The following is a 13,848-nucleotide window of genomic DNA, read 5'->3' as shown; positions in this document are numbered from 1 at the left end:
TGTAAGTTGTTGTATAATAAAAAAGGATAGATTCATCATTGTAGAACGAAAGGAAAATAATAATATGTATGTACTTGTACGTAATATGAAAGTTAAAAAAGGCTTTCAAAAAGAGATGGTTGAACGTTTTTTAACGCCAGGACCTATGGTTAAATCACCAGGGTTTGTCAAAGCTGAACTTTTATTAATGTCTTCAGCGAAAGAAGAGTTTGATTTATATCGTCAAACAATTTACTGGCAAGATAAGAAGGCGTTTTATATTTGGGAAGGATCACCTGAGCATATCGCTCTGCACAAGAATAAAGATCATGCACATAATCAACGACCAGAAGAAATCGTTGAGGTTACTAGAGAAGCTTTCGAATTGATCGCAACCAAATAATTTATATGTTTAAAAATCGCTTATTTTACATTGTACTTTTTATCATTTTAATCATCCTATCTTTAGGATTTGATGCTAGAAAAGATGTCAATTTGATATCTATTTTTAGTTTTGATAAAGAAGCGATTGATATTTTATTACTTTCTAGAATTCCAAGTACTTTAACAATTATTTTAACCGCTGCAAGTTTATCTGTTGCGGGTTTAATTATGCAATCAATCGGTAGAAATAAATTTATTTCACCCTCCATTGCAGGTAGTCAACAGTCATCCATCTTAGGATTACTCATTGCCTATTTATTTATAACAGATGCACCACTTTGGGGACAATTTATCTTTTCATTTATTTTCTCTTTAATTGCGTCATTTTTCTTTATCTCATTTATTCAAAAACTACAGTTTAAAAATGAAATCTATGTTCCACTCATTGGTTTAATGTTTGGTGCGATGATTGGTTCATTATCTATGTTAATTGCACAACTCACCAATACCCAACAACTATTAGCTGTGCTTGGTGTTGGTAGTTTTGCAAATAAAACAATTGGCACATTTGAACTGATCTTATTTACTGTACCGGCATTAATTTTAAGTTTTATCTATGCCCAGAAGTTTAATATTGTTGCGTTAGGTGAAGATTTTTCACTAAACTTAGGAATCAATTATAAACGTGTTTTATCACTAGGGATCATCATCGTTTCGCTTATTTCTGCATCAACATTTATTGTTGTTGGAAGTCTACCATTCTTAGGTTTGATTATTCCAAATATTGTTTCAATTCTATACGGAGATAACATAAAAAAGAATATTTGGGATATTGCACTTTTTGGTAGTATCTTTGTCTTAATCTGTGATTTAGTCGCACGCCTTGGTATTTATGTCTTTACTGGATTATCTTATGAGATTTCAATTGGATTTATTATGGGTCTTGTAGGTTCTCTGATCTTCCTTGGAATGATATTTAGGGAGGTCAAACATGCGTAAAAAAATAACCATTTTGATACTCATCCTTGTTCTTTCAATGTTTGCTTACTTAAGCGTATTCTTAGTTTCAACATGGGAATCTTTGATGTATAACTTATCAAGACCAGATAGACAACATTTAGTATGGAGCGGCATTTTAAATATTTTAAGCAATCGAAGTGTACAACTTGTTGCACTCATCATGGTTTCAATGTTAACTGCATCAACAACATTAACATTCCAGACTTTAACGAAATCTAGAATTTTAACACCTGCAGTTATTGGGTTTGACAGTATCTTCATTATGATCCAAACAACACTCGTATTTTTCTTCTCAAGTGTTCCAAATTTATACTTAGACCCAATTTTAAACTTTATCATTTCGTTCTTAATAATGACTAGTCTTTCCATATTCATTTATCTATCCGTTTTAAGAAAACATAGAAATAACATTGTCTTCTTATTACTGCTTGGATTAATAATTTCAACACTCGCGTCAAACTATGTCAACTTACTCCAAGTTTTAATGGAACCAGAGACTTTCCAAACAGTTCAAGCTTTAACAACAGTATCTGTTGTTAATATTGAAGTGAGTTTAGTTTGGTTATCGATTCCACTTGCGATTTTGATCATGTTCTTCCTATTTAAGAAGAATCATGTGTATGATGTGATGTTGTTAGGCGAAGAAGTATCTAAAAACTTAGGAATTGATTATAATAAAGAATCGATAAAGAATTTAGTACTCATTTCACTTGCAGTTTCACTAACAACTGCGCTAGTTGGACCACTATCATTCTTGGGACTGATTGCAGTAAATATTTCAATTGAACTGTTTAAAGATTACAAACATAAGAATTTATATATATTTAGTAGTTTACTTGCAGCAATTGTCCTCATATTTGGACAATCAATTATTGAACTTACAGGCTTCCGTTCAACAGTAACTACCTTAATTTCATTTGTTGGTGGTGTGTATATGATGATACTTATCTTAAAGGAGAATAGAGCATGATTACTTTTCATAAAGTTAGTCAAAAGTATGGCGATAAGACCATATTGAATAATATCGAACTAAATATTCCTGAGGGTAAGTTAACTGCAATTGTGGGTTCTAATGGTTCAGGTAAGTCAACATTACTCAAAACAATTACAAGATTAATTCCTATTTATGAAGGGGATATTCTAATTGATGGTCAAACGGTATATGAAAAGCATATTGATATGGCGAAAACCATTTCATTACTGCGTCAAAATCATCAAGTCGCATTAAAGTTAAAAGCTTATGACTTAGTTTCATTTGGTAGATATCCATATTCAAAAGGCAGATTAAAACCGGAAGATCACGACATGGTTAATCGAATTATGGATTACTTAGAAATTTCACATTTAAAGGATCGTTATATTGATACATTATCTGGTGGGGAATTCCAAAGAACCATGCTCGCTATGATATTGGTTCAAGATACAAAGTATATCTTACTTGATGAACCACTCAATCATCTAGATATTCATTATTCACTTGATATGATGTATTTACTTCAACAGTTTATTAAAGACTTTAATAAGACAATCGTCATTATTATGCATGATTTAAATATGGCAGCAGCTTATTGTGATTATGCAATTGGTCTTAAGAAAGGTGAAGTTGTTTTCCAAGGGGAAATTGATGATTTAATGAATGAAGACGTACTTGCAAAAATATTTGATTATCCAATTCAAGTACATTCAGTTTGTGACCAAAAGGTTTGTGTCTATAAAAAGTTGTAGGAGGAAAAACGAAAATGAAAAAAATATTTTTAACAATCAGTTTACTGATTGGTTCATTATTGGTTGTTGCTTGTTCATTAAATTTTGAAGAAGATACAAGAGAGCGCGTAGCGATTACGCATACAGTTACAAAGGTTACGATTGTTAATGGTGAAGAAGTTCAAAATAAAGTCGCCATAACAGAAAACTTTGTTGTAAATCCAAAAGTTGTTGCAGTATTTGCAATTGATGTTGTTGATATGATTGATGCGATTGGATTAGATAAGTTTGGAATTGACTTACTGGGTATTGCTAAGTCGAATTTACCTTCTTACCTAACTGAATTCAATGATTCAAAATATCCAAATGTGGGTACACTTTTTGAACCAAACGAAGATCAATTAACAGCAATGATGCCGGATTTAATTATCATTGGTGGTAGAAGTGCATCATTATACGATAGTCTAAAAGCGGATTATCCATACGCAGATGTACTTGATTTATCAAACTCTAATTACAGTTTTGAAGTTCAAAAACAAGTGTTTGAAAACATAGGAAAAGTCTTCCCAGCAGTCAAAGAAGATTTAGAAAGTTATGAAGCATCATTTGAAGCATCATTTAATGAAATTAAAACAGCAGTAGAAGGTAAGAATGCATTATTCTTACTTGTGAATGGTTCTGCAATTTCAGTCTTTGGTGCAGGTTCAAGATATGGTGCATTATATGAAGAATTTGGATTTATGCCAAGTGATCCAAATGTTGGTGAAACAACTTCACATGGTAATATCGTTTCTTATGAATATGTATCAGCAATTAACCCTGAAGTTATCTTCTTAATGGATAGAGGGGTTGCAACAGGGGGTTCTGCTGCAACGGATCAAGTCATTAATAATCCATTAATTACAGGTACATCTGCTGGACAAAACGGTTTAGTCATTACTTTAAATGCTTATGCATGGTATATCACAGCAGGTGGTATTCAAGCAACTCAAGCAATGATTGATGATATTTACGAAGTATTTGTTAATTAAATTTAATTTTATGCAAAATAAAACCCTAGAGAAATCTCTAGGGCCATTTTTTTAAGCCGTAAAAATATTTGAGAATGAAACTGTTTCGAATCCTAATGTTTGATACATTGGAGTTTCATAAGTTGTTGATGTAGGTGTACTACCAAATAGTACATAAGCAAGTTCTGGATGATCAATGAAAGGATTACGGTTCTTTTGATATCCGAAAATTCTTTCATTACGAGTTAATTCAAATTCATTGACTGGATCAGCTGCATGCCATTCTAAGAACATTTGAAGATTACCAACGGCAGTCATCGGAACATTGTAGCGTGTTGTAATGTAGAATACGATTCTAGCAACATCGCCTCTATGTTCATCACCAGGATAGAATTTACCACCTGAAGATTTCCATGAACCACTACCAGGACCGAACGGATCATTACCACGGGTTGAGTTTACACCAGAGTTTGCTGCTCTTAAGTTATGTAAATCATCTTCAGGTGCTTTAGCATCTCTTAATTTTGAAGCAGGTACTGTGTGTTCACGATTACCATAAGATCCTAAGCCTGTATAGATTAAGTAGTATTGACCTTGCCAGCTATCGACTGATTTAACTTGTCCAGTTGAACCAGATTGAGAACCTGTATTTTTAATCATATTACGAAGTGCAGTTTGAAGTGCAGAGTTTGATAATCCATTTAAGTTTGAGTAATACCCAGTGTATTCACCAACAGGAATGCCTGATGTATCAAATGACCATTTACCATAGATATCGAGATCTTGTGTAATAGTATTTGATGGATTAAACGCTGTAGTGAAAGTACTATTTAAGAACCAACCATCAAATATATAATTATTCTTATCGGTTGAAGGAATTTTGTCTGCAACAGATCCATTTTGTGGAACTTCATAAGTTGCAAGAATAACCGAACCATCAAAGAAGCGTACTTGATAAGTAATTAATACTTCATCAAAGTGTGCAACAAGTTCTAAGTTACCAGTAACTTTTCCACCTTCAATTTTTTCACCTTCAGCAAACCAGCCAACAAAGACGTATCCTTCTTTAATTGGATTTGCAGGGAATAATAAATCTTCATTTGAATCAGATTTATATGAGAAGAGAGTTGAACCATCCTCTAATTTAAATGTGATTTCGTAAAGACTATCTCCTTTATCACCATTACCTTCTTCATCTAAACAAGCTGTAAGAAAGAATATTGAAAGTGATAAGAAGAGTAATAATAGAATTTTCTTCATTTTTTCTCTAGACCTTTTTATTTTTTTCTAGCATGAGGGAATAAGATTACATCCCTAATGTTAGGTGTATTTGTTAGTAACATGATAATTCTATCGATACCAATACCGATACCACCTGTTGGTGGCATACCGTATTCAAGTGCTTCAACGAAGTCAGTATCCATTTCAGCAGCTTCTTGGTCACCTTTAGCTTTTTGTTCAAGCTGTTTTTCAAAACGTTGTTTTTGATCAATTGGGTCATTTAGTTCTGAGAATGCATTCGCATATTCGGCACCCATAATGAATAATTCAAAACGGTCTGTAAAACGTGGGTCTTCATCATTTTTCTTAGCGAGTGGAGAAATTTCAACTGGATGTCCGTAGACAATTGTTGGTTGGATTAATGTATCTTCAACGAATTTAGCGAAGAAAGATTCAATGATATGACCAACAGTGAAGTGCTTTTCAAGTTCAACACCGTGTTTTTTAGCAAGTGCTACAGCTTCATCAAGTGTGTAATTATTGAAGAAATCAACACCAGTTTGTTCTTTAACAAGTTCAACCATATGTGCTTTCTTGAAATTCTTTAAGTGAATAACAGTTTCACCGAATGTAACATCATAAGTACCTAAAACTTCATAAGCAACAGAAGAAATACATTCCTCAACTAAGTTCATCATATCAGTTACATCACCGTATGCAAGATATGCTTCAACAGTAGTGAATTCAGGATTGTGTCTAGCATCAATACCTTCATTTCTGAAGAGTCTACCAATTTCGTATACTCTTTCCATACCACCAACGATTAATCTCTTAAGTGGTAATTCGGTTGCAATACGAAGATATAAATCCATATCAAGTGCATTATGATGGGTGATAAATGGTCTAGCATTTGCACCACCTAATATTGTGTGCAGTACAGGTGTTTCAACTTCAACATAACCATTGCTGTCAAAATAGTGTTGGAATGCACGAATGATTCTTGGACGCAAGAAGGCAACGCGTCTAGCATCTTCGTTAACGATTAAATCAACATAACGTCTACGACGGGCTTCTTCCTTATCTTGTAGTCCATGGAATTTATCAGGAAGTGGTGTTAAAGCTTTAGTTAAGTGTGTGTATTCACTTGCTTTAACAGTTAATTCGTTTGTTTTAGTTCTAAATAAGTGACCTTTGATACCTACGATATCACCAAGGTCAGCGCGTTTGAATAAATCAAATCCAAATTCACCAACATGATCAAGTCTAACGTAAACTTGAATTTTACCGTCTCTATCTTGGACGTGCATGAAACCAGCTTTACCTTGTTCACGTTTTAATACGATACGACCAGCAATTGTCACTTCTTTATTTAAAGATTCTAATTGGTCATGATCAAGTTCACCAAATTCATCAAAAATTTGTTTTGTTAAATGTGTTCTTTCAAAACGTTTACCAAAAGGGTCAACGCCGAGCTGTCTTAACTCTTCAGCTTTTTCTCTACGAATTTTCTGTTGTTCGTTTAAATCATCAGGAAACATAATGTCCCTCCTTAAGCATATCTATTATATTACAAGTCTCATGAAAAAACGATCAGAAAGATCGTTTCTCCTCCGAAATTAATTCATACATTTCACTGTCTTTTGACAGTGTAGTCGATGTGATTTTAATGGTTATGATTTTTAATCCTAAGTGAAGTGTAACAAGATCACCGACCTTGACTTCTTTACTTGGTTTTGCGAGCACATTGTTGACATAGATTCTATCGTGATCTGCGACTTCTTTAGCAACTGTGCGTCTTTTGATTAACCTTGAAACCTTTAAATACTTATCAATTCGCAATGTTCTCTTCCTTTGGTTCTTCTTTAGCTTGATCTTTATTATCCCACCAAGCAAGTTTACCGGTTGCTGCGATTTCATCGATATCATTCTTCGTTAATGTTTCAACAGCCATTAGATATTTAGCAATGTTATCAAGTAAATCCTTATTTTCTAAGATGACTCTCTTAGCATCTTCATAACATTCAGTAATAATTTTTCTAACTTCTTTGTCAATTTCAAGTGCAACTGCATCAGAGAAATTCTTTTCTTTTAAGTAGTCACGACCTAAGAAGACGTTACCACCATCTGATTCATATTGGATAGGTCCCAAATCAGACATACCATATTCAGTTACCATTGAACGTGCAAGTGCGGTTGAACGTTTAAAGTCATCATATGCACCAGTAGATACATCTTCAAACATGATTTCTTCAGCAACACGTCCACCTAAAGCAGAAGTGATGATTGATAGAAGTTCCTTTTTAGAACGTGTGAACTTTTCTTCAACTGGCGTATAAAGTGCATAACCACCAGCGCGTCCACGAGGAACAATTGTAACTTTTTGAACAACAGAAGCATCTCTTACTTTTAAGCCAATCACTGCGTGACCTGCTTCATGGTAAGCAATCATTTCTTTTTCTTTTGGTGTATATTTTCTAGATTTCTTAGATGGTCCCATTGTGACACGGTCAGCTGCTTCATCTAAGTCAGTTGTTGTAATGACTGTACGATTTTCACGTGCAGCAAGTAAGGCAGCTTCATTTAATAAGTTTTCAATATCTGCACCTGTGAATCCTGGGATACGAGATGCAATATCTGATAATTTGATTGATGGATCTAATTTCTTTGATTTAGCATGTACTTTAAGAATTGCTTCACGTGCTTTAAGATCAGGTACTTGCATTGTAATTTGACGGTCGAAACGTCCTGGTCGTAATAACGCTGGGTCTAAAACGTCTGGTCTGTTTGTTGCAGCAATAATGATGACACCTAAATTGCTACCGAAACCATCCATTTCAACAAGTAATTGGTTTAGTGTTTGTTCTCTTTCATCGTTACCACCACCAAGGCCTGCTCCTCTTTGACGACCGACAGCATCGATTTCATCAATAAAGATGATACATGGTGCATTTTCTTTAGCAACTCTGAATAAGTCTCTTACACGGCTTGCACCGACACCAACATATAATTCAACAAAATCAGAACCTGAGATTGAGAAGAATGGAACATCTGCTTCACCTGCAACAGCTTTTGCAAGTAAGGTTTTACCGGTACCAGGTGAACCAACAAGTAGAACACCTTTTGGAACTCTAGCACCCATTTCGGCATATTTTCTTGGGTTTCTTAAGAAGTCAATAAGTTCTGCCATTTCTTGTTTTTCTTCATCTGCACCAGCAACATCATCAAACTTAACTGCTTTACCGCGAGAAAGTCTTGCTCTGTTTCTTGTAAAGTCTTGTGCTTTATTATTTTGTGATGTCATGCTTCTGAATAAGATAACAACTAAAATGATTGGTAATGCAACTGTTAAGATGATTTGAAGAATTGTCCAAATATCAACAGAAACGTGTTCTTTAAATGTTAATGCGATAGGTTGTGCTGGATTTAATGCATTATAATCTGCAACAACATCATAAAGATCATTTAATCGATCTCCATAAATTAACATGGTATAACCGCGATATCCTTCAGGTGTATTACCTGCAGAATAATAACCAGAGATATGCCATAAGTTGTAGTTGTCACCACCGACATATTCAACTGTGATTGTAGCAATCTTGTCTTCTTCAATCAATTGAACTAATTCTGACTCGGTAATTGTAAGTTCTCCAGGTTGCATATTTAAGATGAAGAAGTAGATACCAGCAGATAGAAGAATAATGATTAAAATGACAAGCAAATCAGGACGCATTGGTGATTTTGTAGGTTTTTTCTGTGCGTTCATATATAATCCTTCCTATTTTTCGTATACTTCGGGTTTTAATACACCGACGTATGGTAAATTTCTATAACGTTCTTGATAGTCGAGGCCATAACCAACGACGAATTTTTTAGGGATTGTTTTCCCGATGTAATCAGGTATGAAAGTAACTTTCCTACCTTCAGGTTTATCAAGTAAAGTGACAACCTTTACGGATTTTGCACCGCGATACTTTAATAATTCAGTAATAACTTTTAAAGTTGATCCTGTATCAACAATGTCTTCAACAATTAACACATCGCGACCAGCAACTGAATGATCTAAGTCATACTTAATTTTGACATCTCCAGTGGATGCGATACCGCCATGATAACTTGAGACTGCCATGAATTGCATTTCCATTGGAATCTTTATGTGCTTAATGAGTTGAGCCATGAATGGAATACAACCATTAAGAAGACCAACAAGAAGTGGTGTCTTACCTTCATATGCCTTCGTAAGTTCTTCACCTAGTTTGACACAAATATCTTCAATTTCAGCTTCAGAAACTAAGATCTCAGCGATATCTTTATGCATGGTTATCCTCCTCTAATTCAAGGTAAATTTTATTGTTTTGTCCTAAAGTCTGATTGATATAAAGATTTGGAATCCAAAGAATTCTGTTTTTATTGTCAGCAACAATTAAAAGTGAATCTCTTTGTTCTTTTGGTACTTTTTTATCAATTAAAAACTTTTTGAGTTTTTTACTGCCATAGGAAAACGATAAAACATCTCCATTTTTCCTACGACGCAAAGTAATAGGAAAATCTAATTCATTATAACATAATTCTATTGAATTATTGGGATTGTTAGATAATTTGTGGGAAATCGTGAGAGTTGGTACTTTTTCATCGTTTTTAGTTGATGAAAACTCTTTTATTTTAACAAGATCATATGCTTTAATTAGTACATACTTACTGGATAACTTAATTTCAATATTTGGTTTCTTTGATGCAAGTTGTTTCAATATGTTTGAAATCTTTTCATACGATTTTTGAACATCATAACCTTCAAGTAAATAACTGATTAAATCCCATTTAATTGCTTCATGAAGCGAATTGAATGCTGTAAGACTAAAGGCATTTCTTTCGCCTAGAAAACTTTTTGTTTGACTTCTAATATAGTCACTAGCAAGAAACACTTGCCGACTAAAGTTTCTAATACGGGTATAAATATCATTTTCCTCATTAAGTTGAGGGACAACATGATGTCTGATTCTGTTTCTTAAATAATCATCTTCAAAGTTGCTGCTATCATCTCTGTATTTAACTTGATTGTTGTTTGCATAAGAAATAAGATCTGCCTTAGAATATTTAAGGAGTGGTTTATAGTATGTAAAAGGATTGATTTTTGTAACTTCCTGCATACCACTATAGCCCAGTAAATTAGAACCTCTTGTAATTTTCATCAAGACAGTTTCTAACAAATCATCATTATGATGTGCAGTGATGATATGTGATGTTTTATATTCATTTGCAACTTTCTCTAATAGGTCATAGCGTTCTTTTCTTGCTTCATCTTGGAAATTACCTGATTTAATATTTAATTTAAAGTACTTATATGGAATGTTAAAAGAACTTGTTATACTTTGAACAAGCTCGTGGTCTAAGTTTGCATCATCTCGTTTTTGATGATTAAAATGGACAACGATAAACTTATAATTTTCCTTGATTAAATAATCAAGTAAAACCATCGAGTCTACACCACCACTAATCGATGCGATATAAGTATTTGATTTTGGTAAATTCAGTCTTAATTCCATATATAAACCCATCTAAAAATGTTAATATAATTATATCACGCAAAGGAACTCATGAAGATGTTAATATTAGGATCAACTTCTGCAAGAAGGAAAGAAATCATTGAAAAATTAAATATTCCATTTAAAGTTGTATCACCTAACTTTAATGAAGACGAACTAGATATTAATCTAGACCCACTAGTTTATGTTCAAACAAACGCACTTAATAAGGCATTATCGTTAAAAGAAGTATTTCCAAATGATACGATTTTAACCGCGGATACAATTGTTGTTTTTGAAGGTGAAATTTTAAATAAACCATTAGACGAAGCAGATGCATATTTAATGTTAAAGAAACTAGCGAATAATGAACATATAGTTTATACAGCTTGTACACTGATTAAAGATGGCAAAGTAGAACAATTTTACGATAAAGCAATTGTTTACTTTAAACACTATTCAGACGTTGAAATTCTAGATTATATCAATACCGGTGAACCTATGGATAAGGCAGGTAGTTATGGTATTCAAGGTCACGGTGCTAAACTCATTGATAAATATGAAGGTAGTTTCTATACAATCATGGGTTTACCACTTGATATGGTTAAAGAAAAACTAGGATTATAAAAAAAGAAATTATGCCTTTTTGGCAATAATTTCTTTAAGTTCTTCCTCGTTAAAAATATATTTTTTATTACAATATGGACAGACGATTTCTGCTTGTTTGTCTTCAATCAAAATATCAGTTAAAGTCTTTTTGTCAAGTTGACTAAGAGATTTTTTATATTTAGATCTTCTACATCCACAATAGTATTTAATTGGATGTGTTTCTAAAATGCGTTCAGTGTTGTCTGCAAGTAAACTTATCATATCTTCAGGTGTTTTACCATCGGCAAGATAGTCTGTAACAGAAGTAATCTTACTTAATGCAGATTCTAGTTTTGAAATCGTTGAATTTGAAGCACCAGGTAAAACTTGAATAATAAATCCACCGGATAAAATCACTTTTTGAGTTTTAGCAACTAAGACACCAAGTCCAACAGCAGAAGGTGTTTGTTCACTGGTTGCATAATAATATGTGAAATCATCACCAATTTCTCCAGTTTGAAGTTCTGCACTTGAAGTGAAATAATTACCTTTCCAGTCTTTTGTTACATATAAGTAACCTGAACCAACTGCAGCACCTACATTCAATTTTCCCTTTTTAGGTCCATCTTCATAAACTAAATAAACATTTGGATTATCAATTCTAGATTTAACAACACCAAACTTAGCATCAACTAGCATTGTCCCCACTGGGCCATCTCCAGCAATTTTTAATTGTATTCTCTCCCCATCCTTATACATTAAACTCATCATTGCAGATGCGGTTATAAAACGGCCCATTGCAGCTGATGCAGTCGGCATGGTTTGATGTAACTTTCTTGATTTTTCGACGAGAGTGGTAGAAACTGATGCATAGATTCTAGCCTCTCCATTATATGCTAATGCAATTACTGTGTAGTCTTTCATAAATACCTCATTTGTTATTATAAACTAAAACTGTGATAAAATAGCACACGGTGAAGAAATATGAGTTTTAAATTAGGAAATTATGAAGTTGCTAACAAATTAATCTTAGCACCAATGGCTGGTGTTTCTAACTCACCATTCCGTTTACTTGCAAGAGAATACGGTGCTGGTGTAGTTTATGCAGAAATGGTTTCTGATAAGGGAATCTTTTTTCAAAATTCTAAAACACTTGAATTACTCTATATGACAGAAGTTGAAAAACCTGCTGCACAACAAATCTTTGGTAGTGACTTAAACACCATGGTAGAAGCAGCAATGTTTATTGATCAAAATTCAAACTGTGATTTTATTGATATTAATATGGGATGTCCAGTTCCAAAAGTTGCAATCTCTGCACAAGCTGGTGCATCTTTAATGAAAGACCCACAAAAGATTTACGATATTGTTTCAGCTATTAAAGCAAAAGTATCTAAACCAGTAACAGTTAAAATCAGATCTGGGTGGGATGAAAATTCAGTTAATGCAGTTGAAGTTGCAAAATTAATTGAAAAAGCTGGTGCATCTGCAATTACTGTTCACGCAAGAACGCGTGCACAAGGTTATTCTGGAGAACCAGATTTAAATGTGATTAAAGCAGTTAAAGAAGCTGTTTCAATCCCAGTTATTGGAAATGGTAATATTGTTGATGGACCCAGTGCTTTACGTATGTTAGAGTATACTGGATGTGATGCAGTCATGATTGGTCGTGCTGCACTCGGTAATCCGTGGGTATTTAGAGAAATCAACGCCTTCCTAAATGGAACTGAAGCACCAAAGAGAAGATATTCAGAAGTTAAAGAATTAATGGTCAGACATTTTGATGATCTAGCAAGACTTCGTGGTGAACACATTGCATGTTTAGAAATGAGATCACATGGGCCATGGTACTTAAAAGGATTACCTGGAGCAAGTGAAGTGCGTGCCAAACTTGCAAGAACACAAACTCGATCAGAATACATGGCAAATTTAGACGCGTATTTTGAACAGTTTGCTGATGACATTATTGAACCTACAAACTAAGACACTTTCAAAGTGTCTTTTTTTATATATTGAATCATACATCTTTCTTAACAACTCACCAAAGAAAGACACATTTACGAATTGATATATAGTATGTTTATAGATACCTCATATGATGGAGGGTAAAAAATGAAGAAACTTTATATATTAGTCACAGTCAAAATATCACTAATTAAATGACGCAAAATGTCGATAAAAACGTTTTCAATAAAAAAATAGTGCAAGCATATTGTGAAATCTTCAAAATAGAATATAATTCATTTTAGCGAAGAAAAAGAGTAGTAGTTTGAGAGTCTTAGCCTAGAGAGCTGGTGGATGGTGTAAATCAGCGTATTACCTCATACGAACGTGCTTTGGAGCTTGTATTTCGAAGGGATCACCTGAGGGGTACACGTAGGTCGGCGTTAACGATGAGAGTGCTAGATTTATCTAGAACTAGG

Annotated in this window: 14 protein-coding genes and 1 other annotated feature (1 of these 15 only partly in view); of the genes, 7 read left to right on the top strand and 7 right to left on the bottom strand. The window is 33.7% G+C overall.

Annotation, left to right across the window (positions count from 1 at the left end; all coding sequences use genetic code 11):
• Positions 1-64: 64 nt before the first annotated feature.
• Genes JV173_RS05760 through JV173_RS05740 form a run of 5 tightly spaced genes read left to right on the top strand, consistent with a single transcriptional unit; the run spans position 65 to position 4,118 of the window.
• Positions 65-382, top strand: coding sequence for an antibiotic biosynthesis monooxygenase (locus JV173_RS05760; RefSeq protein WP_276208427.1), 318 nt, complete (start codon positions 65-67; stop codon positions 380-382).
• Between the two features lie 5 nt (positions 383-387).
• A complete protein-coding gene (locus JV173_RS05755; RefSeq protein ID WP_205735340.1) occupies positions 388-1,362 on the top strand; it encodes an ABC transporter permease in 975 nt (324 codons plus the stop codon).
• Positions 1,355-2,353, top strand: a complete 999-nt coding sequence (locus tag JV173_RS05750) for an iron chelate uptake ABC transporter family permease subunit (protein ID WP_205735339.1) — start codon at positions 1,355-1,357, stop codon at positions 2,351-2,353. The genes JV173_RS05755 and JV173_RS05750 overlap by 8 nt, the downstream gene beginning before the upstream one ends.
• Positions 2,350-3,108, top strand: a complete 759-nt coding sequence (locus tag JV173_RS05745; protein ID WP_205735338.1) for an ATP-binding cassette domain-containing protein — start codon at positions 2,350-2,352, stop codon at positions 3,106-3,108. Before JV173_RS05750 ends, JV173_RS05745 begins: the two co-directional genes overlap by 4 nt.
• A 14-nt stretch (positions 3,109-3,122) precedes the next feature.
• Positions 3,123-4,118: a siderophore ABC transporter substrate-binding protein gene (locus JV173_RS05740; RefSeq protein WP_205735337.1), complete on the top strand. Its 996-nt coding sequence runs from the start codon at positions 3,123-3,125 to the stop codon at positions 4,116-4,118.
• A 51-nt stretch (positions 4,119-4,169) separates the two neighbouring features.
• Here the strand turns inward: JV173_RS05740 and JV173_RS05735 are convergent, their stop codons facing one another.
• From JV173_RS05735 to tilS, 6 genes are read right to left on the bottom strand one after another with little or no spacing between them, the layout of a single operon-like run.
• Entirely contained in the window at positions 4,170-5,357 is a 1,188-nt protein-coding gene (locus tag JV173_RS05735) for an endonuclease (protein ID WP_205735336.1), read from the bottom strand.
• A gap of 17 nt (positions 5,358-5,374) precedes the next feature.
• The gene (gene lysS / locus JV173_RS05730) at positions 5,375-6,856 is read right to left on the bottom strand and encodes a lysine--tRNA ligase (RefSeq protein ID WP_205735335.1); all 1,482 of its coding nucleotides are present in this window, start codon (positions 6,854-6,856) and stop codon (positions 5,375-5,377) included.
• 52 nt (positions 6,857-6,908) lie between these two features.
• A complete protein-coding gene (locus JV173_RS05725) occupies positions 6,909-7,157 on the bottom strand; it encodes a S4 domain-containing protein (protein ID WP_240453019.1) in 249 nt (82 codons plus the stop codon).
• A complete protein-coding gene (ftsH, locus tag JV173_RS05720; RefSeq protein ID WP_205735333.1) occupies positions 7,147-9,081 on the bottom strand; it encodes an ATP-dependent zinc metalloprotease FtsH in 1,935 nt (644 codons plus the stop codon). The genes JV173_RS05725 and ftsH overlap by 11 nt, the downstream gene beginning before the upstream one ends.
• A 12-nt stretch (positions 9,082-9,093) precedes the next feature.
• Positions 9,094-9,633 carry a hypoxanthine phosphoribosyltransferase gene (gene hpt / locus JV173_RS05715; RefSeq protein WP_205735332.1) on the bottom strand — a complete coding sequence of 180 codons (540 nt, stop codon included), beginning with the start codon at positions 9,631-9,633 and terminating at the stop codon, positions 9,094-9,096.
• Complete coding sequence (tilS, locus tag JV173_RS05710) at positions 9,626-10,858, bottom strand: tRNA lysidine(34) synthetase TilS (RefSeq protein ID WP_205735331.1); 1,233 nt, start codon at positions 10,856-10,858, stop codon at positions 9,626-9,628. The genes hpt and tilS overlap by 8 nt, the downstream gene beginning before the upstream one ends.
• Before the next feature lie 57 nt (positions 10,859-10,915).
• Here tilS and JV173_RS05705 point away from each other — a divergent pair, with 57 nt between their 5' ends.
• Positions 10,916-11,464: a Maf family protein gene (locus JV173_RS05705; RefSeq protein ID WP_205735330.1), complete on the top strand. Its 549-nt coding sequence runs from the start codon at positions 10,916-10,918 to the stop codon at positions 11,462-11,464.
• Positions 11,465-11,473: 9 nt separating this feature from the next.
• On the opposite strand, the gene hslO is transcribed toward JV173_RS05705, so the two are convergent.
• Positions 11,474-12,349 carry an Hsp33 family molecular chaperone HslO gene (gene hslO, locus JV173_RS05700; protein ID WP_205735329.1) on the bottom strand — a complete coding sequence of 292 codons (876 nt, stop codon included), beginning with the start codon at positions 12,347-12,349 and terminating at the stop codon, positions 11,474-11,476.
• Between the two features lie 60 nt (positions 12,350-12,409).
• Here hslO and dusB point away from each other — a divergent pair, with 60 nt between their 5' ends.
• Positions 12,410-13,408 (top strand): tRNA dihydrouridine synthase DusB, encoded by a 999-nt coding sequence (dusB, locus tag JV173_RS05695; RefSeq protein ID WP_205735328.1) that lies wholly within the window; start codon positions 12,410-12,412, stop codon positions 13,406-13,408.
• Positions 13,409-13,667: 259 nt separating this feature from the next.
• Positions 13,668-13,848 (top strand) — a binding site (T-box leader); it runs 31 nt beyond the window's last position.

The sequence above is a fragment of the Acholeplasma equirhinis genome, from assembly GCF_017052655.1.
In the GTDB taxonomy this organism is placed as follows: Bacteria; Bacillota_I; Bacilli_A; order Acholeplasmatales; family Acholeplasmataceae; genus Acholeplasma; species Acholeplasma equirhinis.
The sequence above is the reverse complement of the archived record's forward strand: the minus strand, read 5'-3'. Positions and strand labels throughout refer to the sequence as shown.